Source organism: Mycobacterium sp. MAA66 (assembly GCF_041261665.1).
Lineage (GTDB): Bacteria > Actinomycetota > Actinomycetes > Mycobacteriales > Mycobacteriaceae > Mycobacterium.
In genome coordinates, this window is record NZ_JBGCCC010000016.1 from 41129 (window position 1) to 61217 (window position 20089).

At 64.4% G+C, this 20089-nt stretch carries 25 protein-coding genes; 16 read left to right on the top strand and 9 right to left on the bottom strand.

Going from position 1 to position 20089, the window contains the following annotated elements; all coding sequences use genetic code 11:
- Positions 1 to 77 precede the first annotated feature (77 nt).
- From ABIA30_RS26285 to ABIA30_RS26295, 3 genes are all read left to right on the top strand, one after another.
- On the top strand, positions 78 to 1604 hold the full coding sequence (locus ABIA30_RS26285) for a PucR family transcriptional regulator (RefSeq protein WP_370071027.1): 1527 nt from the start codon (positions 78 to 80) through the stop codon (positions 1602 to 1604).
- A gap of 125 nt (positions 1605 to 1729) precedes the next feature.
- Positions 1730 to 2338, top strand: a complete 609-nt coding sequence (locus ABIA30_RS26290) for a hypothetical protein (RefSeq protein WP_370070945.1) — start codon at positions 1730 to 1732, stop codon at positions 2336 to 2338.
- A gap of 226 nt (positions 2339 to 2564) precedes the next feature.
- Entirely contained in the window at positions 2565 to 2813 is a 249-nt protein-coding gene (locus tag ABIA30_RS26295; protein WP_370071029.1) for a metal-sensitive transcriptional regulator, read from the top strand.
- A 21-nt stretch (positions 2814 to 2834) separates the two neighbouring features.
- Here the strand turns inward: ABIA30_RS26295 and ABIA30_RS26300 are convergent, their stop codons facing one another.
- Positions 2835 to 3380, bottom strand: coding sequence for a TetR/AcrR family transcriptional regulator (locus ABIA30_RS26300; protein WP_370070947.1), 546 nt, complete (start codon positions 3378 to 3380; stop codon positions 2835 to 2837).
- 156 nt (positions 3381 to 3536) lie between these two features.
- Between ABIA30_RS26300 and ABIA30_RS26305 the strand changes: the two genes are divergently transcribed.
- A complete protein-coding gene (locus ABIA30_RS26305) occupies positions 3537 to 4877 on the top strand; it encodes a carboxylesterase/lipase family protein (RefSeq protein WP_370070949.1) in 1341 nt (446 codons plus the stop codon).
- Positions 4878 to 4905: 28 nt separating this feature from the next.
- On the opposite strand, the gene ABIA30_RS26310 is transcribed toward ABIA30_RS26305, so the two are convergent.
- Positions 4906 to 5595, bottom strand: coding sequence for a cupin domain-containing protein (locus ABIA30_RS26310; protein ID WP_370071031.1), 690 nt, complete (start codon positions 5593 to 5595; stop codon positions 4906 to 4908).
- A 169-nt stretch (positions 5596 to 5764) separates the two neighbouring features.
- On the opposite strand from ABIA30_RS26310, the gene ABIA30_RS26315 reads away from it, so the two are divergent.
- Positions 5765 to 7108: an NRAMP family divalent metal transporter gene (locus tag ABIA30_RS26315; RefSeq protein WP_370070951.1), complete on the top strand. Its 1344-nt coding sequence runs from the start codon at positions 5765 to 5767 to the stop codon at positions 7106 to 7108.
- A gap of 27 nt (positions 7109 to 7135) precedes the next feature.
- The gene (locus ABIA30_RS26320) at positions 7136 to 7351 is read left to right on the top strand and encodes a hypothetical protein (RefSeq protein ID WP_370070953.1); all 216 of its coding nucleotides are present in this window, start codon (positions 7136 to 7138) and stop codon (positions 7349 to 7351) included.
- A 30-nt stretch (positions 7352 to 7381) separates the two neighbouring features.
- Here ABIA30_RS26320 and ABIA30_RS26325 read toward each other — a convergent pair whose 3' ends face one another.
- Positions 7382 to 8272, bottom strand: a complete 891-nt coding sequence (locus ABIA30_RS26325; protein WP_370070955.1) for a LysR family transcriptional regulator — start codon at positions 8270 to 8272, stop codon at positions 7382 to 7384.
- A 117-nt stretch (positions 8273 to 8389) separates the two neighbouring features.
- Here ABIA30_RS26325 and ABIA30_RS26330 point away from each other — a divergent pair, with 117 nt between their 5' ends.
- The 5 genes from ABIA30_RS26330 to ABIA30_RS26350 are packed head-to-tail and all read left to right on the top strand — an operon-like array spanning position 8390 to position 11599.
- A complete protein-coding gene (locus tag ABIA30_RS26330; RefSeq protein WP_370070957.1) occupies positions 8390 to 9361 on the top strand; it encodes a zinc-binding alcohol dehydrogenase family protein in 972 nt (323 codons plus the stop codon).
- A gap of 40 nt (positions 9362 to 9401) precedes the next feature.
- Positions 9402 to 10292: a dioxygenase gene (locus ABIA30_RS26335; RefSeq protein ID WP_370070959.1), complete on the top strand. Its 891-nt coding sequence runs from the start codon at positions 9402 to 9404 to the stop codon at positions 10290 to 10292.
- A complete protein-coding gene (locus ABIA30_RS26340) occupies positions 10292 to 10819 on the top strand; it encodes a carboxymuconolactone decarboxylase family protein (protein ID WP_370070961.1) in 528 nt (175 codons plus the stop codon). Before ABIA30_RS26335 ends, ABIA30_RS26340 begins: the two co-directional genes overlap by 1 nt.
- A gap of 11 nt (positions 10820 to 10830) precedes the next feature.
- Positions 10831 to 11385, top strand: a complete 555-nt coding sequence (locus ABIA30_RS26345) for a carboxymuconolactone decarboxylase family protein (protein ID WP_370070963.1) — start codon at positions 10831 to 10833, stop codon at positions 11383 to 11385.
- Between the two features lie 46 nt (positions 11386 to 11431).
- On the top strand, positions 11432 to 11599 hold the full coding sequence (locus ABIA30_RS26350; protein ID WP_370070965.1) for a hypothetical protein: 168 nt from the start codon (positions 11432 to 11434) through the stop codon (positions 11597 to 11599).
- Between the two features lie 131 nt (positions 11600 to 11730).
- Here ABIA30_RS26350 and ABIA30_RS26355 read toward each other — a convergent pair whose 3' ends face one another.
- Entirely contained in the window at positions 11731 to 11961 is a 231-nt protein-coding gene (locus ABIA30_RS26355; protein ID WP_370070967.1) for a hypothetical protein, read from the bottom strand.
- Positions 11962 to 12251: 290 nt separating this feature from the next.
- Here ABIA30_RS26355 and ABIA30_RS26360 point away from each other — a divergent pair, with 290 nt between their 5' ends.
- Positions 12252 to 12455 carry a hypothetical protein gene (locus ABIA30_RS26360; protein WP_370070969.1) on the top strand — a complete coding sequence of 68 codons (204 nt, stop codon included), beginning with the start codon at positions 12252 to 12254 and terminating at the stop codon, positions 12453 to 12455.
- A gap of 65 nt (positions 12456 to 12520) precedes the next feature.
- Here the strand turns inward: ABIA30_RS26360 and ABIA30_RS26365 are convergent, their stop codons facing one another.
- The 3 genes from ABIA30_RS26365 to ABIA30_RS26375 all read right to left on the bottom strand — a co-directional run bounded on the left by ABIA30_RS26365 (position 12521) and on the right by ABIA30_RS26375 (position 14270).
- A complete protein-coding gene (locus ABIA30_RS26365; RefSeq protein ID WP_370070971.1) occupies positions 12521 to 13201 on the bottom strand; it encodes a response regulator in 681 nt (226 codons plus the stop codon).
- A 191-nt stretch (positions 13202 to 13392) separates the two neighbouring features.
- Positions 13393 to 13581, bottom strand: a complete 189-nt coding sequence (locus tag ABIA30_RS26370; RefSeq protein ID WP_370070973.1) for a hypothetical protein — start codon at positions 13579 to 13581, stop codon at positions 13393 to 13395.
- A gap of 461 nt (positions 13582 to 14042) precedes the next feature.
- Positions 14043 to 14270: a hypothetical protein gene (locus ABIA30_RS26375; protein WP_370070975.1), complete on the bottom strand. Its 228-nt coding sequence runs from the start codon at positions 14268 to 14270 to the stop codon at positions 14043 to 14045.
- A gap of 218 nt (positions 14271 to 14488) precedes the next feature.
- Here ABIA30_RS26375 and ABIA30_RS26380 point away from each other — a divergent pair, with 218 nt between their 5' ends.
- Entirely contained in the window at positions 14489 to 14716 is a 228-nt protein-coding gene (locus tag ABIA30_RS26380; protein WP_370070977.1) for a hypothetical protein, read from the top strand.
- A 121-nt stretch (positions 14717 to 14837) separates the two neighbouring features.
- Here the strand turns inward: ABIA30_RS26380 and ABIA30_RS26385 are convergent, their stop codons facing one another.
- A complete protein-coding gene (locus ABIA30_RS26385; RefSeq protein ID WP_370070979.1) occupies positions 14838 to 16397 on the bottom strand; it encodes a histidine kinase in 1560 nt (519 codons plus the stop codon).
- A gap of 314 nt (positions 16398 to 16711) precedes the next feature.
- Here ABIA30_RS26385 and ABIA30_RS26390 point away from each other — a divergent pair, with 314 nt between their 5' ends.
- Positions 16712 to 16984: a hypothetical protein gene (locus tag ABIA30_RS26390; RefSeq protein WP_370070981.1), complete on the top strand. Its 273-nt coding sequence runs from the start codon at positions 16712 to 16714 to the stop codon at positions 16982 to 16984.
- 131 nt (positions 16985 to 17115) lie between these two features.
- On the opposite strand, the gene ABIA30_RS26395 is transcribed toward ABIA30_RS26390, so the two are convergent.
- Complete coding sequence (locus tag ABIA30_RS26395; RefSeq protein WP_370070983.1) at positions 17116 to 17958, bottom strand: alpha/beta hydrolase; 843 nt, start codon at positions 17956 to 17958, stop codon at positions 17116 to 17118.
- Between the two features lie 114 nt (positions 17959 to 18072).
- Here ABIA30_RS26395 and ABIA30_RS26400 point away from each other — a divergent pair, with 114 nt between their 5' ends.
- Positions 18073 to 18639: a TetR/AcrR family transcriptional regulator gene (locus ABIA30_RS26400; RefSeq protein WP_370070985.1), complete on the top strand. Its 567-nt coding sequence runs from the start codon at positions 18073 to 18075 to the stop codon at positions 18637 to 18639.
- A 52-nt stretch (positions 18640 to 18691) separates the two neighbouring features.
- Positions 18692 to 20050: a Pup--protein ligase gene (pafA, locus tag ABIA30_RS26405; RefSeq protein ID WP_370070987.1), complete on the top strand. Its 1359-nt coding sequence runs from the start codon at positions 18692 to 18694 to the stop codon at positions 20048 to 20050.
- Positions 20051 to 20089 lie beyond the last annotated feature (39 nt).

Here is a 20089-nt window from a genome sequence, read left to right on the forward strand (position 1 = left end):
CCCAGATCATCCGACAATCTGGGGATTTTCTGTGTACTTTTTCGACATTCTGTACATTTCAGCTGGTGACGGTTCCGGTGCGGTGGGTGCTCGATCAATCGGATTTGCATCTGCGTCTGTTGGCAGGTGCGGCCGGGGTCGGGCGTGAGGTGAATCTGGTCTTGACCACGGAGCTGGCCAATCCGGCAGAGTGGCTCTCGGGTGGCGAGTTGGTGCTGACCACCGGGATCGGGCTGCCGGCGGGCGTCAGTGGTCGACGCCGCTATCTGCAGTTGCTGGCACAAAGCGGTGTCGCGGCAGTCGGATTCGGCACCGGCCTGACCTTCGACGCAGTTCCTGACGAATTGGTGACAGGCGCAGAGGAATTCGGGCTCGCGCTCATCGAGGTGCCGCTGCGCACCCCGTTCGCTGCGGTCGTACAGCGGGTCAGCTCGCGGATCGCGGCTCTGCAGTACGACGCCGTCTTGCGTGCCTCCCGGGCACAGCCGCGGATCACCAGGGCCGTGGTCGGCGATGGTCCGCGCGGCGTTGCGGCAGAGTTGGGCCGCGCGCTGAAAGCCGGCATCGTTGTGCTCGATCCGATTGGGACGGTGATCGCGTCCCACCCGGCCAATCTCAGCGTCACGACAATCAATCTGGTGCGGGACTCGGTCGAGCCCGGAACCGCATCAGGCGTGCGAGTGCTCGCCGATGGAACCGCGGTGACCCAGCAGGACATCCGCGTCGGCGGCCGGTCCCACGGAGTGCTCGCCGTGGTCAGTCCGACGGCGCTCAGTCCCGTCGACCAGGTTCTGCTGGGACACGCAAACTCTTTGCTGGCATTGGATTTCGAGAAACCGGTGCGGTTGCGGGAGGCTCAGCGTGGGCTCAACGAACAGGCATTGGGCCTGTTGCTCACCGGTGAACACGACCTCGGTCCGGCGTGGGCGCAGGTGGCCCATGCCTCGGACGGCAAGGGCCGGGTGCGGGTACTGGTGGTCGACATGGACGCGGATGTCGACTCCAAGAAATCCGTGCGCCGGGTGCATACGGCGTTGGTGCGGGCACTGGAGGCGGCGGGACATCAGGTCTTCGTGCACTCGTCAGATATGCGGTTGACGGTGCTGGTGCCGGGTACCGAGACGGTCGAGAGCGCGGCCGCGCTGTTGGCCGGAATCGACCGATCGGCACGCAAGTCGATTCGTAGCGGACTCAGTGGAGTTCAGCCACTGGCACGGCTGGCCGATGCGGCCGCCAACGCCGGGCTGGCTGCGTCGGTAGCTGAACGGGGCGGTGTCCCTTTGGAATTCGCGGCGTTGGCCGGCAGCGCGTTGTTGTCGTTCGGGGAGAGTCGCGAGGTGTTGATCGCACTCGGTGGCGCGGTGCTGGGACCGGTCGTCGAACATGACGCGCGCCACGGCACCGGCTTGCTGACGGCGCTGCGGGCCTATCTGGAGGCCAATGGACACTGGGAGTCCGCCGCCGCTGCGATCGGTGTGCACCGGCACACCATGCGTAAACGCATCGAGACGGTCGAGGCCCTCTTGGGCGTCGACCTTGGGGTGGCCCGGGTGCGGGCCGAGTTGCTGCTGGCGATCTTGGCGCGCGTCCCGGGCGAGGGCTGACGTTGCACTGATACCCCAGGGGGTATCAGTGCAACTGATCACACGCGGTGGCATATACCCCTGGGGGTATGGAAGAGTGGGTGTACCCCATCTGAAGGGCAGTCCGAATCGCGAAGGAGTGCAACATGGCCGACCAACACGCAGTGGGTGATAACCCGACTGCCGTGACGCTGTGGCTGGACCCGGTCTGTCCATTCACCTGGAACACCGCCCGATGGCTCACGTCCGCCGCCGACGCCGGCCGGGCGGAGATCAGTTGGCGACTGCTGAATCTGGCCATCCTCAACGAGGGTCGTGAGATGCCATCACATCTGCAGCAACGAATGCGCGACTCGCGCGCCGTCGGTCGGTTGATGTCGGCGATCCGGCGCGACCTCGGTGAGGGCGCAATGGTGGCCGCCTACTTCACCTTCGGCGCCCGCCATTTCGACCAGGGTGTCCCGGTCAGCGACGACCTCGTCAAGGAGGTGCTGACAGCGGCGGGCGCCTCGGGCCTCACGCCCGACGTGGTGGACGACGCGGCGCTCGATGAACTTGTCGCACAGTCGCATCAGGCCGGACAGGACGCCTACGGCGCCGTCGGCGGCAGCCCGATGCTGACCATCGGTGGGCACACCTTCTTCGGTCCGGTGTTCACCGAGCTGCCCGCGGCCGCACCCGAAACCTTCACTGCGCTGGCCACATTGGCTGCCGTGCCGCAGTTCACCCAGCTGGAACGACCCCGCAACCACTGACGATCGAAAGAGGCGAAAAATGTGTCAGCCCAAGCAGTGTTCGTGCGGCAAGACCACGTGGTCCGGCTGCGGACAGCACATCGATGACGTCAAGCGCGTTGTCCCGGCCGAACAGTGGTGCGACGGCCACCCCGACGCCGGCCAGTCGGACAAGCCGGTGCGGCGTTTTCTACGGTTCGGGCGGTAGCTCGTCATGGTCGGCGATGTCGCCGGTAAGGACGAGGCCATGGCGGCCGTTCTCGCCCGGTTGCGCCGCGCACAAGGCCAGTTGGCCGGCGTCATCTCGATGATCGAGCAAGGCCGCGAGTGCAAGGATGTCGTCACACAGCTCGCCGCGGTGTCCAAGGCGCTGGACCGTGCTGGTTTCAAGATCGTGGCCACCGGGTTGCGTGAGTGCCTGACCGGCACCGCCGAGAACGGTCGCGCGCCGATGACCGAAGCCGAGCTGGAAAAACTCTTCCTGTCGCTTGCGTGACGCGGCCGGCGGGACAGTGCCTCAGCGCGGGCGGGCCCCGTCGAGCATCAGATCGACCAGCCGGCTGACGTAGTCACGGTCGGCCGGCCGAGAGCGCATCGCAATATGCAGATTGAGGGGCCCGCCAAGGGCCTCCAGTACAAGCTCCGGGTCGAGGTCGGGCCGGATGTCGTGACGGTCGACCCCGCGACGCACCAGGATGGCTGCACGCGTCATGCGGATGGACCAGAACTGGTCTTGGGCCGCGACGAGAACGGCGTTGTCGTCGCTCGATCCGGCCAGCCCCAGGCCTGCGATAGAGCGGGCCATAGGGGTGTCGAGGAAGCCGGCGAGCGCCGTGAAGAAGACGATCAGGTCTTCCCGCGTGGAGCCGGTATCCGGCAGTGACAGATCGGCGTCCATCTGGCTGGACAGCGCCTCGGCGATCAGATTTGCCCGGGTGCCCCAGCGTCGATAGATCGAGGTCTCGTGGACGCCGGCGCGGGCGGCGATGTCCGTCATTCGGGTGTTCGCCAGTCCCTCGGTGAACAGCAGGTCTGTTGTAGCTCGCAGGACCGCGTCGCGCACGGCGGCACCGCGTCGGTGTGAAGGGACACCTTGTTTCGCCGACATACATGCAGTATGCACCAACGCAAGTCCTGCTTGCGTTAGCTCCTCGAGCGTGCTTCACTTGGTGCTATCGCAAGTCTAACTTGCGTTATGTCCTCGGAAATGGAGACGACGATGACGACAATTGCGCTGACCAGCAACGGACGGCTGAACGGAACAGTGGAATCCGGCGTCGTGGTCTTCCGCGGTGTGCCCTACGCCGCCTGCGACCGGTTCGGGCCGCCTCGTCCCCTTCCGTCCTGGGCGGGGGAACGGCAGGCCACCGCCGATGGGCCGATCTCCCCGCAATTGCCATCGCGTTTGGAACCGGTCATGGGCGTGCCTGAGTATCACGAACAGTCCGAAGACTGCTTGAGCCTGACCATCACGACGCCTGCAGTCGACAACGCCTCGCGGCCGGTGCTGGTGTGGTTCCACGGTGGAGCATGGGTCTCCGGTGCCGGCAGTTGGCAGTGCTACGGCGGACATCGGCTGGCCCGCGACGGCGACGTCGTCGTGGTTGCGGTGAACTACCGCCTGGGCATGCTCGGCTACCTTCGATCGCCGGGAGTCTCGGATGGCAATCTCGGCCTTGCCGATCAGCTGGCCGCGCTGGGGTGGGTGCACGAGAACATCGCGGCGTTCGGTGGTGACCCGGATGCGGTGACCATCGCCGGCCAGTCCGCGGGTGCTCACAGTGTGCAGTGTCTGCTCGGTATGCCCAAGTCCCGCAACTTATTTCGCCGCGCCATCCTCCAAAGCTCACCGGCCGGACTCGGCCTGGGCAATACCCGCGTGGCGGAGAAGGCCGGCGCGCGATTCCTCGACAAACTCGGCACCGGTCCCAAGACTGCCGCGGTGCCGGCGATCCTGGCGGCCCAGGCGACCGTCGCACGTGCCATGAACCGACCGCTGGGGCTCAACCTCATGACCGGCGTGACGCCTGTTCCGGGCGTCGGCCCGTTGCCGGATGAGGCTGGCTGGGCTGCTGAACTCGACGACCGGGCTCCCGGGCTGGACGTGATCATCGGCACCACCGCACGGGAGATGGCCGCCTTCTACGCACAGAACCCGGTACTCCTGAGGGTCCGGCGGATCCCTGTGGTCGGCCCGGCCGTCGCCAACGCCCTCGAGCAGGTGATCGGTGATGCGGTCTTCGTCAGGCCCGCGCGGCGGCTGGCGTCGCGACTGAGCCGTAGCGGTGCCCGAGTCTGGCTGTACCGATTCGACTATGCCCCTGCCGCTTCACCTTTCGGTGCAGCCCACTGCATCGAACTGCCCTTCCTGCTCGGAGGAGACGCCGACTGGACGGCCGCTCCCATGCTCGCCGGTGCCGACCCACACGACATCGACACGTTGGGAACCCAAATGCGTTCGGCCTGGGTCGGTTTCATCCGAAATGGCAACCCTTCGGCGGACGCCGCGTGGGCACGCTTCACGCCGGACACGTCAATCGTCCGCCACTTTGACGCCTGAGGTCCTGGAAATCGAGGCCCGGGGCGGGTCAGGTGTTCGGTCGCTTGATGATCGTCAGCGACTTGTCCACCTTCTTGAAGTTGGCGAAAGTCGCAGCGGGAACACCGAAAACAGCGCCGAGCACATCGTTCGGCAGTTTGGTGATGGACGCGCCGATACCGATGTCGTCCTCACCTTCCTGGGTGCTGGCGTTGAAGATGATCAGCAGGCTGAGGTCCTGGCTGCCCTTGTTCTCGAAATAGTGCAGTGAACCTTGCGGTGCGAACACCACGTCACCGACGTTGGCCTCGAACTGCTCGGCGTGGCCCTGCGGGTCGAGCATGGACCACGTCGCCACGCCGCTGGTGATGACGTTGATCTCCCAGGCGCTGGGGTGCCAGTGCGGCTCCCGGATGCCACCGGGCTGCAGCGTCACCATTACGATGCTGGCTTCTTCGCCCATCAGCAGCGGCCAATTGCCTTCGTAGGCCTGGCGCAACGTTCCACCGTCGAACTGAGTGGGAGCCATGGTCCCGAGGTGGAACAGGTGCGGCTGCGCGGTGTTGAGTTCGGCTGGGATACGGGGATTGCCGAAACGCGCCGCGTCTTGAGTCATGGCTTCTTCCTGAGTGGTGTTGCGAGGCAAGGTGGTTGAGAGCGCACGGTCGGTGCCCGCGCCGGCCATGGCCGCCGCGCCCACCACACCCGCACCGCCGAGCATCGTTCGTCGATTGATCATCACGCGGCCCAACATAGGACGCCCGACGGTGCCGGCGCACCGCCAAAAGCCACAAATTCCAGCTAGCGGTAAGACGAACGGGCGCCAGCGGTAGCGCGTGCCGGTCTCCCAACCGCGACGATTGGATGAATTCAGGAAAGCCCTCAAATGTGTTACCAGGGAGGACATCGTGACGCCGGCAGTGACATTGACCCTTCAAGACCGGGTCCGACTCGATGACCGAGTGCGAATCGAGCACGCCCGGCGTACGGGTCGGCGCCGCCGTCTGGCTTGGCTGTTGGTGGGCCCGGGTGTGCTGGTGATGCTCGGCGAGAACGACGGCCCGAGCATGATCTCGTATGCCACCGACGGCGCCACGTACGGGTTGGGGTTCTTCCTGCCGTTCACGGTGGTGTTGTTCGCCTTGGCATACGTATGCCAGGAGATGTGCATGCGGGTCGGCGCCGTGACGCACCGCGGCTATGGCGAATTGGTGTTGCAGCGGTACGGGCGGGTCTGGGGCTGGCTGGGTGCCGGCGACCTGGCGGCGACCAATCTGGTGACGCTGATTTCGGAGTTCGTCGCGATCCGAGTTGGTTTGGCCTACTTCGGTATCGGGGCACCCGTGGCCGCGATCGGCGGCGTCCTGCTCGTCGCTGTGGCCGCCGGCAGTCGCCGCTATCGCCGGTGGGAGCGCATCGTGCTGGGCCTGGCGGTGTTCAATGCCCTGTTTATGGTGGCGGCGGTGCTGACGCGCCCGCACTGGTCGGACGTCGGTGGGGCGATGACGACCTTCGCGCCGCTGCCAACCGGACCGGTCCACACGGTGCTCCTGTTGATCGCTTCGACCATCGGCGCCACCGTGACTCCGTGGATGGTCTTCTTCCAGCAGAGCGCCGGTACCGACAAGGGAATCACCACAGGTGATCTGGCACATGGACGCTTCGACACTGCGATCGGTGCAGTTTCAGCGGCGGTGTTCGGCTGTGGTGCGGTGATCTGCGGGGCAGCTCTGTTCGGCCGCGGCGGTGACTCGGTCCAGGGCCTGGACGGCGCCGGGTTCCCGGCCGCCCTGGCCACGGTGAGCGGCCACCCGGTGGCGGCACTGTTCGCGATCGGTCTGGTCGAGGCCGGCGCTGTGGCGGTGCTGACGATTTCGGCCTCCACCGCCTACGCAGCTGCTGAATGTATCGGTGCAACACCGAGTTTCAATGCCGAACCGAGGCGGCCGCGGCTGTTTTTCGGGGTCAACGTCGCGGCTGCGACACTGGCCGCGGTGATCATCCTGATTCCGCATGTTCCGTTGCTGGCAATCGCCCTCAACGCCAACGTACTGGCCACCGTATTGCTGCCGGTCACCCTGGTGTTCCTGATGATGCTCGCCAATGACCGCACCCTGATGGGAAAGCACGCCAACCGCAGGACCACCAACGTCATCGCCGGCGCGACAGTCGCACTGATCGCGCTGGCCGCATTGGGCTATGCCAGCTACTCCTTCCTGCAAGCCATCCACGCGATCCCCGCCGGCTCCTAGCAGACGGCCACAGCACCGGAGGTACCCATGCCCGACTCCACTCCAGATATCGGATTCAGCGACGAGCTCGACGATATACTGGAAGCCGGACAGCTCACGGCTCATCGACAGCAGGCGCTACCGCCGGCTGACCTAGGGCCAAAAACTCTTGCGGCACTGTGGGTTCTGCGAATCACTGCACTGCTGCTGGTGGCGATGGTCACCTACACATTCATCACCCAACTGCACTCAACAACTGGGTAGCCGGTGGTCGAATCCCCAAGCGGTGAAGCACTATTGGCTCCCTTCGATGTGATTGCGCAAGGTGAGTGCCAGCGTGCTGGCGGCCGGGGTCGTGTATTGGGAAGCGGTGGTGGCCATGAACAGGGTCCATGTCATCGCGGGGTTTACCGGGATGGCGAAAAGGTCCGGGAACCGATTGGCCACGCTCGCCGGCAGCACCGCGGTGGCCAATCGGTGACGGATCAGCTCGGCGGCGATCGCGTAGTCCGCCACCTCGTAGGTGGCGACCGGATGGATGCCGGCGGCGGCGAGTGCGGCGTCGAGGCTCTTGCGGATGCCCCAGCCCGGCGGAAAACGGATGACGTTCTCCACGGCCAAGTCGGCGATCTGCACCCGGTTGCGGCCGGCCAGCCGATGGTCGGGGGCGCAGAGCAAGACCATGGGCTCGCGGGTCAGCTCGGTCAGTGCGATACGCGGCGACGGCGATACCGGAATGGAGACGAGGGCCAAGTCCATCTGGCCGTCGGCGATCGCGGCCAGGTGGCCCGTGGAACCGGTGAGGCTCTGCCGCAGATGGACCGTGACCAACCGATGGCGACGGTGAAAATCTTCCAGCGCGACAGGAAGGTTCAGCGCGCCCCACGACATGAGCGTCCCTACCGTGACCGATCCGGTCAGCTGGCCGCGGAAGTCGTCCATCGATGCCTGTGCCCGGCGCGACGCGTGGATCACCTCACGGGCATGGTCGAGGAACGCTTCGCCGGCCGCCGTGAGCGCGATCTGTCGTTTCGTCCGGTCGAACAGCTCGACGCCGAGTTCCTTTTCCAACTTGGCCACCGCAGCCGAAAGTGCCGATTGCACAACGTGAATCCGCTCGGCTGCCCGGGAGAAGTTCAGTTCGGCGGCCACCGCCGTGAAGTATTCCAGCTGGCGAAGTTCCACCAGCCAATCCTATCTTGTTTGGCGATAGTTGATATCGAATTTCTTCGTTGGACGCGATGCATCTTGAGGAGTTGGCTTACAGCAGTCAGTGAAACAAACCGGCGAAGGGACCCCATCATGCGGGCATTGCGTTTCGACCAGTTCGGTGACCCCACCGTCCTCGACGTTGTCGAGGTACCGGACCCCGCTGCGTCGCCTGGCGAGGCGATCATCCGGGTGAAGGCGGCGTCGGTGAACCCGTCCGATGTAAAGAACGTGGCCGGCGCCATGGAAGGCACTGTGCTGCCACGGATCCCGGGACGCGACTTTGCCGGTGTGGTGATCAGCGGTCCCCCTGAATGGGTCGGTGCCGAGGTGTGGGGCACTGGTGGGGATGTCGGTTTCACCCGGGACGGTTCGCACGCGCAGTTGATGTCACTGCCGGTCGAGGCGCTGGTTCGCAAGCCGCAGCGGCTCAGCTTCGACGAGGCGTCCACGGTGGGGGTGAATTTTGTTGTCGCGTGGCTCGGTGCGGTGGAGGCGGCCCAACTCGCGCAGGGGGAGACCATCGCTGTCTTCGGGGTTTCCGGTGGCGTGGGTGGTGCCGTTGCCCAGATCGCAGTTGCCATGGGGGCCAGGGTGATCGGCGTCGACCGGCGCCCGCCGGCGCCGGGTACACCGGCGGCGGACATTGTCGACGACTTCGTCACCTTCGGCCCAGGCGCTGACGTCGGAGCTCAGGTCAAAGCGCTGACCGGCGGCCTCGGCGTCCAGGTGGTGTACGACGCAGTGGGTGGGGTGACCACACCGGCCGCGTTGGCCTCACTCGCACACCAGGGCCGACTGGTGATCATCAGCGCGGTTGGTAGTCGTAGCGTCGAGATCGACCTGATCGACCTGTACCACAACGAAACCCGGATTCTCGGATCAGACAGCCGCAAACTCGATGTCATCGAATCCGGCCGGCGTCTGCAGCAGATCAGTCCGTACTTCGACTCGGGGGTGTTCCGGCCGCTTCCAGTTACTGCGGTGTACCCGATCGAGCACGGACGTGCGGCGTATCAAGCCGTCGCCGATCATGCCGTCGGGCGCGTCGTGATCCATCCCTGACCATCCGTGTCAACCACCAAAGTCGAAGAAAGGCAAGACAATGTCCATGAATCTGACCGAAGAGTCGATAACCGAGGCCGTCCAGCAGACGTTCGACACCGCTACCGATGACCGATTCCGGCAACTGTTCGTCAGTCTGGTGCAGCACCTGCACGATTTCGCCCGCGACGTCCGCCTCACCGGCGATGAATGGTTCGCGGCAATGGATTTCATCGAGCGGATGGGCAAGATCTCGACCCCGACCCGTCAGGAAGTGGTACTGCTGTCCGACATCCTGGGGTTGAGCATGTTGCTGGACAAGATCAACCAGCATGCCGGAGGCTCGGTGACCGACTCGGCCCTGCTTGGTCCGTTCTATGTCGAGGGCCGTCCCGTCGCGGCCAACGGCGCTGACATCTCGGGTGGCGTCGCCGGCACGCCGATGTTCGTCACCGGCCGCGTGGTCGACGAAAACGGCGCCCCAGTCGCCGGCGCCCGAGTCGATACCTGGCACAGCGACGGCGAGGGCTTTTACGACGTGCAGCAGAGCGAGAAGTTGCACGACGAGTTGGCCATGCGCGCACTGTTGACCACCGACGCCGATGGCCGATTCTGGTACCGCTCGATCACACCGCGGTACTACCCGGTGCCTACTGACGGACCGAGCGGGGAGATCATCCGCGCCGCCGGTCGCTCGCCGATGCGGCCGCAGCATGTGCACTTCTGGATCCACGCCGAGGGCCACCAGCCTCTGATCACGCAACTGTTCCGGGGAGACGACAAGTACATCGACAGCGACGCGGTGTTCGCTGCGCAGGATTCGTTGACGGCCGATTACGTGCGGAACCAGCCGGGGACTGCCCCGGACGGCAGCAACGTCGATGAACCGTTCGTCACCCTGGACTGGGTATTCACCCTGTCCCCGGCCCAGAGCAAGGAAGGAGCAGCCTGATGTCCCGGATACCGCTGACCACCGCCGAAGGGCAGCCCGAAGCGATCCGCCGGTTCATGGCGCGCCGCGGCGATCTGAACCTGTTTCGGCTACTTGCCAACACCCCTCAGGTGTTCACCGGATGGACGCAGCTGGTCGATGAGATGCTCGACAGTCCTACTTTCACGGTCCGGATGCGTGAGCTGATCATCCTGCGAGTGGCCCACCTGCAGCGTTCGCCATACGAGCTCAGCCAGCACGTCGGGCTGGCCAGCGCTGCCGGACTTACCGACACGCAGGTCGGCGCCATCACCGGAGACCTGGATACCGCCGAATTCGGTCGCACCGAACGTGTGGTTCTGGACCTGGTGACCGAGCTGTGTACCACGCACCGATTGCACGACGACACCTTTGCGGCAGCACATGACGCTCTGGGTGATGCGGCAATCACCGAACTACTGATGATCATCAGCTGCTACTACGGGCTGGCGCTGGTGCTCAACGCAGTCGACCTCGAAGTCGATGAGACCGCCCGAATCCAGTTGTGAAGGAGCGACCGATGACCCGTATTGCCTATCGTCCACTTGACCAGATGACCGCGCGGGCCCGCGAACTGACCCAGGAGCGGGGAAACCTCAACGTCTATCGGGCTCTGGCCAACGCCGAGAACGTATTCACCGGCTGGATGATCGCCGGCCGCGACGCGCTGACCAGCCGGGTACTTCCGGTCCGACTGCGTGAACTGATCATCCTGCGCGTCGCGTACTTGATGGACAGTCCGTATGAGGTCGCCCAGCACGGGCCGCTGGCGGGTACCGTCGGCGTCACGGAGCAGGATATTGCCGCGTTGTCTCGTCGATCAGGTTGGGAGACAGATGATTTCGATGGTGTGGAAAGGGATGTTTTGCGCCTGACAACTGAACTACTGACCACCCGCGCAGTCGCGGCGGAACTCGTCGAGCAGGTTTATCAGGCCCTCGGGGCCGAGGCCACCGTCGAGGTGCTGATGGTCATCAATCGGTGGTCGGGGCTGGCGCTGATGCTGAACGCGCTCGACATCGACGTCGACGAGGTGGCACGAGTAGTAATACCGACTACCGACGCGACGAGGTAGCAGGGGAGGACCCTTCCCGACAGAGGGCGTCGTCATCGGTGACGGTATGACCATTCTCAACGTGGCCACCGAGGACGAGGCGCGGGCATTGATGGCCGATGAGCCGCTGATTCGACGGGGTCTGCGAATCTATGAGCTAGGGGCATGGGAGCTGCGCGAGGGACGGATGACCGTCGAACTCAGTGCGTCTACGTCACAGTTTCGTTTGGCCTGACAAGGTAATTGGCACTGGATCGCCCGCCGAGGCGTCGTGTCATATTGCGGAATCAGTCGAAATCGTCTGTTTATCAACACCTTTAGCCCCTGGCACGCCGTCGCGCCAGGGGCTATCAGGCTCATCTGCGCTCAGCGGTGGTGGAACAGCAGGGCGCCGGTGTCTCCGCCGAAGGGCTGTTGTAGCTGGGCGGCTTGCTGCGCCGCCCCGCCCGGAGTTGCCACGATTTGTGCGTTGTCGGTGGTTTGAGTGACCTGTAACCCCGTGGCGAAGGTGGCGGCGCCGGCCACCGGCGCGAAGGCGATGGCCACCGCGGCAGCAGAGGCGATCAACGGGAAGATCTGTTTCGCGGTGATATGCATTGGTGTTTCTCGGCTTTCGATTATCTGGCTGGTTTTTCTGCTGCCGTTGTGCAGCTGCCTTCAGCTTCGTCGTTCGGGACTTCGCTGTCGTCATCGTTGGCACCCATCTTCGACTTACCGCTGACTGCAAGACCGCTGGCCGGCCGAGGATTACCGACCAACTACAAGCCCAGCCCCCTGCTAGCCGGAAGATCAGAACGGGTGCCTGCCGTAGCGACTTTTGCCTGGTCAAAGCAGACGATGGAAGCAGTCCAAAAGCGGACACCTCGATCCGACAGGGAGAACCGATCATGAAGAACATCAAGTACTTTGCCCCCGGACTGGCAGCAGTTGCGATCGGCGCGGGCATCATCCTGGCCCCCATCGCGAGCGCCAACACCAGTCCGCTCGTGCCCAATGGCACGGACCCGAATGTTCCTTACACTCAGGGCGTTTACATCTCCAACCACGACGAGGCCAACCAGACGGCCGGCGGTCTGGATCTGCCGTTCTGAGCCACTCGGCACCGACAGTCAACTGACCGCGGTCTGGACGCACCCAAGGGCGCGCCGGGTCGCGGTTAACTGACGTTGGCGTCCAGAAAGCGCAGCACTGCCAGTACCCGACGGTGCGCATCGTTGGTCTCCGGCAGGTCCAGTTTGGACAAGATGCTCCGTACGTGTTTTTCGACCGTGCCCTCGGTCACCCAGATCTTGTGGGCGATACCGAGATTCGACAATCCTTCGGCCATCAGTGCCAGTACATCGCGTTCGCGTGCGGTCAGCGCTTCCAATGGATCGTTGCGCCGGCGGGTGGCGACCAATTCTTGAACCAGCGCCGGATCCACGACGGAGGCGCCGCCCGCAACCCTGCGCAGCGTGTCGATGAAGTCCGAAACGTCGGTGACCCGGCTCTTGAGTAGAAATCCGGTTCGCTGCCCGCTGGCGAGCAGCTCCATGGCGGAGTCCACGTCGATCTCCGCCGATAGCAGCAAGATCGCCGTATTCGGCAGCTCCTCGCGAATCGTCCGCGCAGCGTCCAACCCTTCGGTCGTCTTGGTTGGCGGCATACGGATATCGGTCAGGACCAGGTCGGGGGCCGTGGCCCGGACCAATTCGACAAGCGTGGTCGGATTGTCGGTCTCGCCGACCACGTCGAAGCCCGTCTGTGCCAGCAGGCTGGTCAAGCCGCTACGCAGTAGTACATCGTCCTCGGCTACCACGACCCGTATGACGTCGGTCGCCGCGTCTCCCGTGCTCAATTCCTAGCCTCCCAAGCCGGCCATTTGTGGTGAGCCTAATCGCCTTGAGTGCCGTTGGCGCCGAAACTCCCGTTCGAGGGGATCTGCTGGCGCACCGCCATCGCAGACGTTGCAGCACTCGTTGTCCAAACATGCTGCGGCGGTGGGATATCAGTAATCCCACCGCCGCACGGCGACGCCGGAGTCTGGCCTCAGAACGCCTGGTCGAGCTGACCCGCCGTCGAATTGGCGATGTGGTAGCCCGTTTGGTACTGACTGTAGGAATCGGTGCCCACCGAGACCGTCGGGTCGGTGTTGGCGCTGGCGATGGGGGCCAGGATGATGCCCGCGCCGATCGCAACTGCTGCCAGTCCGGGGGCAAAGTACTTGATGTTCTTCATGATCGGTTCTCCCTGTCGGATCGAGGTGTCCGCTTTTGGACTGCTTCCATCGTCTGCTTTGACCAGGTAAAAGTCGCTACGGCAGGCACCCGTTCCGGCTTTCCGGCTAGCAGGGGCACGCATTTAGCGGTGTCCGCCATGCGAACGCCCACCGCCGGAGCGACTGTGGGTACCGCCGCCGCTGCCACCGTTCATCAGATATCCCTCGCCGCCGTACGGATAGAAACGGGCCGGGGAAGGAGCGTCGTTGAGTTGGACATTGCCGGGCGACTGACACACGGTTCCCGCCCCCGCGGTGCTGCACGAGTATCTGCTCGAAGCCGATGCGTCAGGCGCGGCAGCGAGTATCGTAGCGGCTCCGCACGCTAGCGCCGCCCACATCAGACAGCTTGACGTGAAGGTCATCAGAGCTCCTCAGTGATGTTGCACCCTTGGGTGACAAGTACGGCGAGGCGGATAGGTCACAGCAGGAATGCTTCGCCGCCATAGGGGTAGAACTGGACGGGCGGCCTGCTGTCGTTGATCTGAGCATTGCCGGGCGACTGGCAGATGGTTCCTGCCCCGCTGCTGACGCAGGCCTGCTGTGGTGGGGCAAGGGACGTCGATGCCGATGCGATCGGCGCCGAAATCACCATTGCCGCAGCGGTCAGCCCTAGTAGCGGTGTGATGCTCCTGAGTTTGGTCCACATGGCGGTGCTCCTTGGGTATCAGTCGGTACTGTCCAGATTGGCAGCCGGCGTCGGAGCAGTCGTCCTTGCTGCCGCCCGAATGCTTTTCTGGTCAACCGGCATTCGGATCTTCCGGGTAGCAGGAACGGCAGTGGCGCGCTAGCGGTGACGACATCGAAGCGCCGGTGGCGGACTCTGGAATACGCGTAATCACAACCAACGTGAGAAGGAATGTCATCATGCGGGCTGGAATCAAATGCGCCACATTCGTATTGGCGATCGCGGCGACGACCATCGTCGCCCCGATTGCCGGCACTGCTGCCGCTTCGAGTGACCAATCACAGGTTCAGCAGGCCTGCGTGAACCTGGGCAGTACCCAGAGCCTGTGCCAGAGTCCCGGTGACGCCGAGATCTATGACGCGCCACCGCAAGTCGACTACTTCCCGTACGCCGGTGGGGCTACGTAAGCCGCGCATGGTGACGACGCATCGAATCCCGCGGCTGCGCCAGATCGAGATTCACGTACTTCGATGGTGCATGACGGTTGAGTTGAGACTCGATCGTCGTCGATGAGACTACCCAGGCTGTTTACGCGATGGCATAGTTGGGAGTTGTTGCCGGATAAGGGATTTCCGCGATGAGCGTGGTACCGAGCTGCTCGACGCTGGTAATGCGCAAGTGTCCGCCGAGCGCCTCCACGCGGTCTTTCAATCCCACGAGCCCGGATCCTCCGCCGACGACGGCGCCGCCTGCGCCATCGTCGGATACCGACAGCCGTAACCCATCGTCGTCGGCTTCGGCGGTAACGGTAACCAGCGAGGCATTGGCGTATTTGGTGGCGTTCGTCAGTGCTTCGGCGACGACATAGTAGGCCGCCACCTCGACCGATTCTGGTAGCCGCCGTTCGACATTGATCGTCAGGGTGACCGGTATCGCGGCGCGGCGGCCGAGGGCGCGTAGCGCCGGCCGCAGCCCACCCACCGACAGCACGGTCGGATGGATACCCCGCGCGATCTGACGCAACTCCTCGCTGGCGGACGAAAGGCCGGCGGCGATGTTCGAGATCTGCTGGGCCGCAGTGCTTTCAGCCGGCAACGTCGCCTGCAGTGTGCGAAGCTGCAAGGCCAGCGCGACCAGGCGCTGCTGGGCACCGTCATGCAGATCGCGCTCGATGCGACGACGAACCTCGTCGCCTGCCGCCACGATGCGGGCGCGGGACGCCATCAACTCGGCCCGTGCGTCCGCGTTGGCGATGGCGGTACCGACCAGCTCGGCGAAGTCCGCGAGACGGCCTTCGGTGTCCGGCGGTAGCGGCTCGGCGCCGGCCGAACCGACGATCGCAGCACCCCATAGCCTGCCGTCGACCGTGATCGGTGCTCCGACCCGGCAGTGCAGTCCGAGCTCGCGGATCGATTCCGCGACCGGACCCGAGGCGGCCTCATAGCTGTCGATCCGGGCCGTCCTGCCGGTTCGCTTCACCATCACCGCGACGTTCTCGCCCTCCATCGGAAAGCGTGACCCCACCGGCATGAACGCGATGCCTGGATCGCTGTGGGCCGCAACGAGTTCTACTGTTTCGTCGTCGAGAAAGTGGAAGAGCGCGGCATTGCCGGTCCCTAGGGTGCGGGCGACCTCGTCCACGACTGCGGTGAGCACTTCGGACGGGGAGATGCCTTGGGCGACCAGCGTCGCCACTCTACGCAGGGCGGCCTGTCGTTGCGCCAGCTCGCTGATGCGAACAGCGGCGCGGCGAGCTTCCGCCGCGCGTTGCCTGGCCTGGCCGACCAGCAGGTTGGCCAGCAGCGCGATGGGCAGGAAGACGGCGAGCGAGATGGCGTCGTGCGGCGCAAAAGGTAGGAGATCGCCCGGGCCGCCCAGATGCATGTACAGGTACACCGCCGCGCTGGCGAATGTGGTCGCCACCGCCAAGCCGGCCTCCCAGCCCGCCGAGATGATCAGCACACCGAGCAGGAAGACGGCGCCGAAAATCATGTCGTTGGAGATACCTTCGAGCAGCCTCACGATCACTGCTTCGGCGAAGATCAGGATCGCCGCGACGACGACACCCAGCCAGACCGGGGGACTCGGACGGGCCAACCACTTTTCCAATCGTGGGTGTGGATTGGTTGACCCGTTGTTCGGCCTCATGACCTGCTGACCTCGATCCCACAGCGATGTGAACTGCAATTCTGCTCTGAGGTTCTCGTCATCGGCAACGCGCGCGAACTCCCGTGGCGGCCAACGGTGACTGCTTGGGGGTGACACGGTAGAGCTCCACATGGCGGCATTCCCCTGACAGACGTAGGACGGGCACCATCCAGATTCGTCACCGTCGTCGCCCGTGTCGTCACCGCTGGCACCCCACTGTCATTGCAGCCAGCGGTAAGAATGGCGGAGTATCGGTGCATCGCGGCCCTGACGGTGCCATCATCAACTACATGGTTGGGTCAGGAGGTCTTCGCATGGTGCGATCCGAAACGCTGGGACGTGTTGGTGTCGGTGGCCGGCGTCTGGTTGCTGTCGCTGGTGTGGGGTCGCTGCTCACTTTGGGGGTGTTGATGTCCGGGTGCGGTAAGAGCGGGCAGCAGGCGCCTCCGAGTACGCCGACCACCACCACGACCACCACGACGTCTGTCACCGTGACGCCGTCGACGACCGACAAGGACATCAATCCCAACGGTCCCAATCTCTTCACGCCGCCCGCGCAGTTCACGCCGCCCGAGCGCAACCCCTGATCTTACCGACGGAATTGATTGAACTGCTTGACAAGTCGCATCGTCGGGCGGGTTAGGGCGAGGTTGGATGAAGTTGCCTTGTCCACCACACGATGTGTGTGGTGGACAAGGCCGGAGAACTTACGGGCCGGTCAAAAGCGCCGGACGAAATCCAGTGCGGTGTCGGCCACTTCGCGCCATCCGCTGTCGATGACCAGCGAGTGTCCGCGACCAGGGATCTCGACGATCTCGGTCACGTTCGGGTTCTTCTTCTGCCGTTTGTAGGAGGCGTTGGCGATCGCCCACGGCACGGTGTTGTCCTTCTCGCCCGAAATGATCAGCAGCGGGCCCCGTTTCGGGTTCTTGGTATCCACCTTGGCCTCGGTGGCCGGGTTGAAGTTGGCGATGGCGGCCTGGAACAGCGGCACACCAGAGCCTGCGACCGAGTAGTTCTCGTGCAGACTGTTCGCCTCTTGTTCGGAGACCGCGTTGCCGAAGGCAAACCGGAACTGCTTCGGGGTCAAAGCGATGGCCCGGCGACGGTTGAGCGGGTTCCCCAGCACCGGGAATGCCGCGCGCAGCGCCGATATCGGAAGCGGCAGCACTCCGCGGAACGGCGCCGGATCGATCGCGACCGCCACCTTGGCCAACCCCAGGCCGGCCAGCTTCTGTGCGATCAATCCGCCGAACGAGTGACCGATGACGATGGGTTTGCGATCGAGAGCGCCGATGATGTCGGCGTAGTGCTGGGTGATATCGCCGACACTCTTGTGTGCGAACACCGAGGGATCGCGACGGGCTTCGGACACGGTGGCCGGGTCGTCCGGCCAGTCGGGCGCCAGGGTCGCGAAGCCTTGCTCCTCGAACATGGCCCGCCAGTTGTGCCAACTGGTGGACAGCAACCACAAACCGTGTACGAACACGACGGGCTGCTGCCCAGAGTTGTTGGCGCGGTCGATTTCGGCCTGTTCGCGAGGGGTGATCGTGGTGAGCATGGTGAACATCTCCTTGGGTAGATAGAACGGTCGTTCTTCTTGAGTAACCCGCGCCTGTCCTGATGTGTTCCCAAGATCGGAAAGAACGTTCTAGCTCGGGAGTAGGGTTGTGGCATGGGCACCGCCGAATCGGCCTCGCCGCCCCGCGAACGACTGCTCCGGGTCGCGGCGGAGTTGTTCTATCGCGAAGGAATTCACACGGTCGGTGTCGACCGGATACTTGCGGAGGCAAACGTCACGCGTGCCACCATGTATCGGCACTTCAAGGGCAAAGAAGATCTGGTCGAGGCGTACCTGGGACTCGAGGACGCCACTATTCGCGGTTACTTCCACGACGCCGCGGCCACCGCCGGTCCTGACACCGACATGCTCGAGCTGGTGATCGACGGCATCGCCGAGGACATCGCCAGGTACCACACCCGGGGCTGCCCCTTCATCAACGCTGCTGCCGAATACCCTGCTCCGGATAGTCCGGTGCGACAGTTGATCGCCCAGCACCGCAGCTGGTTTCGTAGCGCGCTGGAACAAGCCGCCGCCGGGCGCGAGAATCCTGAGCAGATCGCGGCATCGCTGGTGCTGCTGCGCGACGCCGCGCTGGTCGGCGGATATCTCGACGGAATCGACACCACCAAGACCGTGTTCGTACGAACTGCCCGAAAGGTTGCCGGTATCTCACGGTGACGCCCGGCCTGTTACCCGCCTATACCGAATTCCAACCCGTAAGCTCGACTATGTGCAGCGACGGATCATGGGCATCGAGACCGAATTTGGCGTGACCTGCACTTTCCACGGTCATCGCCGGCTGTCACCGGACGAGGTGGCGCGTTACTTGTTCCGCCGGGTGGTGTCGTGGGGCCGCAGCTCCAACGTGTTCCTGCGCAACGGCGCCCGGCTCTACCTGGACGTGGGCAGTCACCCCGAATACGCCACCGCCGAGTGCGACAACCTGGCCCAACTCGTCGCTCATGACCGCGCCGGGGAACGGGTCCTGGAAGACCTGCTGATCGATGCGGAGCAGCGCCTGGCGGACGAGGGTATCGGCGGGGACATCTACCTGTTCAAGAACAACACCGACTCGGCGGGCAACTCCTATGGCTGCCACGAGAATTACCTGATCGTGCGGGCCGGGGAGTTCTCCCGGATCTCTGATGTGCTGCTGCCGTTCCTGGTCACCCGCCAGCTGATCTGTGGCGCCGGCAAGGTGCTGCAGACCCCGAAGGCCGCCACGTTCTGTCTGAGCCAACGCGCCGAACACATCTGGGAAGGCGTCTCCAGCGCCACCACGCGGAGTCGGCCCATCATCAACACCCGCGACGAGCCGCATGCCGACGCTGAGAAGTACCGCCGGTTGCACGTCATCGTCGGCGACTCCAACATGTGCGAGACCACCACCATGTTGAAGGTGGGTAGCGCATCGTTGGTTCTGGAGATGATCGAGGCAGGCATCCCGTTCCGGGATTTCTCGCTGGACAACCCGATTCGTGCGATCCGCGAGGTCAGCCACGACATGACCGGCCGCCGCCCGGTCCGCCTGGCCGGCGGTCGACAGGCCAGTGCACTGGACATCCAGCGCGAATACCACTCGCGAGCAGTCGATTACCTGCAGACCCGCGAGCCCAATGCGCAGCTGGAGCAAGTAGTGGATCTGTGGGGGCGTCAGCTCGATGCGGTGGAGAGCCAGGACTTCGCCAAGGTGGACACCGAGATCGACTGGGTGATCAAGCGCAAGCTGTTCCAGCGCTACCAGGACCGCTATGACATGGAGCTGTCCGACCCGAAGATCGCCCAGCTCGACCTCGCCTACCACGACATCAAGCGCGGCCGCGGGGTGTTCGATCTGCTGCAGCGCAAGGGGCTGGCGGCCCGGGCCACCACCGACGAGGAGATCGACGAGGCGGTCAATACCCCGCCACAGACCACCCGGGCCAAGCTGCGCGGCGAATTCATCACGGCCGCACAGGAAGCGGGCCGCGACTTCACCGTCGACTGGGTGCACCTCAAGCTCAACGACCAGGCCCAGCGGACCGTGCTGTGCAAGGACCCCTTCCGCAGTAGCGACGAGCGGGTGAAGCGGCTGATCGCCAGCATGTGACGAGCGTGCCGGTGGCTGGGTAACGCACAGTCAACCCAT

Bases quoted from the DNA above. Each gene is read 5' to 3' on its own strand.
- ABIA30_RS26290 (WP_370070945.1), top strand. From the start codon at position 1,730: ATGGCCGACCAACACGCAGTGGGTGATAACCCGACTGCCGTGACGCTG.
- ABIA30_RS26295 (WP_370071029.1), top strand. From the start codon at position 2,565: ATGGCGGCCGTTCTCGCCCGGTTGCGCCGCGCACAAGGCCAGTTGGCC.
- ABIA30_RS26305 (WP_370070949.1), top strand. From the start codon at position 3,537: ATGACGACAATTGCGCTGACCAGCAACGGACGGCTGAACGGAACAGTG.
- ABIA30_RS26310 (WP_370071031.1), bottom strand. From the start codon at position 5,595: ATGATCAATCGACGAACGATGCTCGGCGGTGCGGGTGTGGTGGGCGCG.
- ABIA30_RS26320 (WP_370070953.1), top strand. From the start codon at position 7,136: ATGCCCGACTCCACTCCAGATATCGGATTCAGCGACGAGCTCGACGAT.
- ABIA30_RS26330 (WP_370070957.1), top strand. From the start codon at position 8,390: ATGCGGGCATTGCGTTTCGACCAGTTCGGTGACCCCACCGTCCTCGAC.
- ABIA30_RS26335 (WP_370070959.1), top strand. From the start codon at position 9,402: ATGTCCATGAATCTGACCGAAGAGTCGATAACCGAGGCCGTCCAGCAG.
- ABIA30_RS26340 (WP_370070961.1), top strand. From the start codon at position 10,292: ATGTCCCGGATACCGCTGACCACCGCCGAAGGGCAGCCCGAAGCGATC.
- ABIA30_RS26345 (WP_370070963.1), top strand. From the start codon at position 10,831: ATGACCCGTATTGCCTATCGTCCACTTGACCAGATGACCGCGCGGGCC.
- ABIA30_RS26350 (WP_370070965.1), top strand. From the start codon at position 11,432: ATGACCATTCTCAACGTGGCCACCGAGGACGAGGCGCGGGCATTGATG.
- ABIA30_RS26355 (WP_370070967.1), bottom strand. From the start codon at position 11,961: ATGCATATCACCGCGAAACAGATCTTCCCGTTGATCGCCTCTGCTGCC.
- ABIA30_RS26360 (WP_370070969.1), top strand. From the start codon at position 12,252: ATGAAGAACATCAAGTACTTTGCCCCCGGACTGGCAGCAGTTGCGATC.
- ABIA30_RS26370 (WP_370070973.1), bottom strand. From the start codon at position 13,581: ATGAAGAACATCAAGTACTTTGCCCCCGGACTGGCAGCAGTTGCGATC.
- ABIA30_RS26375 (WP_370070975.1), bottom strand. From the start codon at position 14,270: ATGTGGACCAAACTCAGGAGCATCACACCGCTACTAGGGCTGACCGCT.
- ABIA30_RS26380 (WP_370070977.1), top strand. From the start codon at position 14,489: ATGCGGGCTGGAATCAAATGCGCCACATTCGTATTGGCGATCGCGGCG.
- ABIA30_RS26385 (WP_370070979.1), bottom strand. From the start codon at position 16,397: ATGAGGCCGAACAACGGGTCAACCAATCCACACCCACGATTGGAAAAG.
- ABIA30_RS26390 (WP_370070981.1), top strand. From the start codon at position 16,712: ATGGTGCGATCCGAAACGCTGGGACGTGTTGGTGTCGGTGGCCGGCGT.
- ABIA30_RS26395 (WP_370070983.1), bottom strand. From the start codon at position 17,958: ATGCTCACCACGATCACCCCTCGCGAACAGGCCGAAATCGACCGCGCC.
- ABIA30_RS26400 (WP_370070985.1), top strand. From the start codon at position 18,073: ATGGGCACCGCCGAATCGGCCTCGCCGCCCCGCGAACGACTGCTCCGG.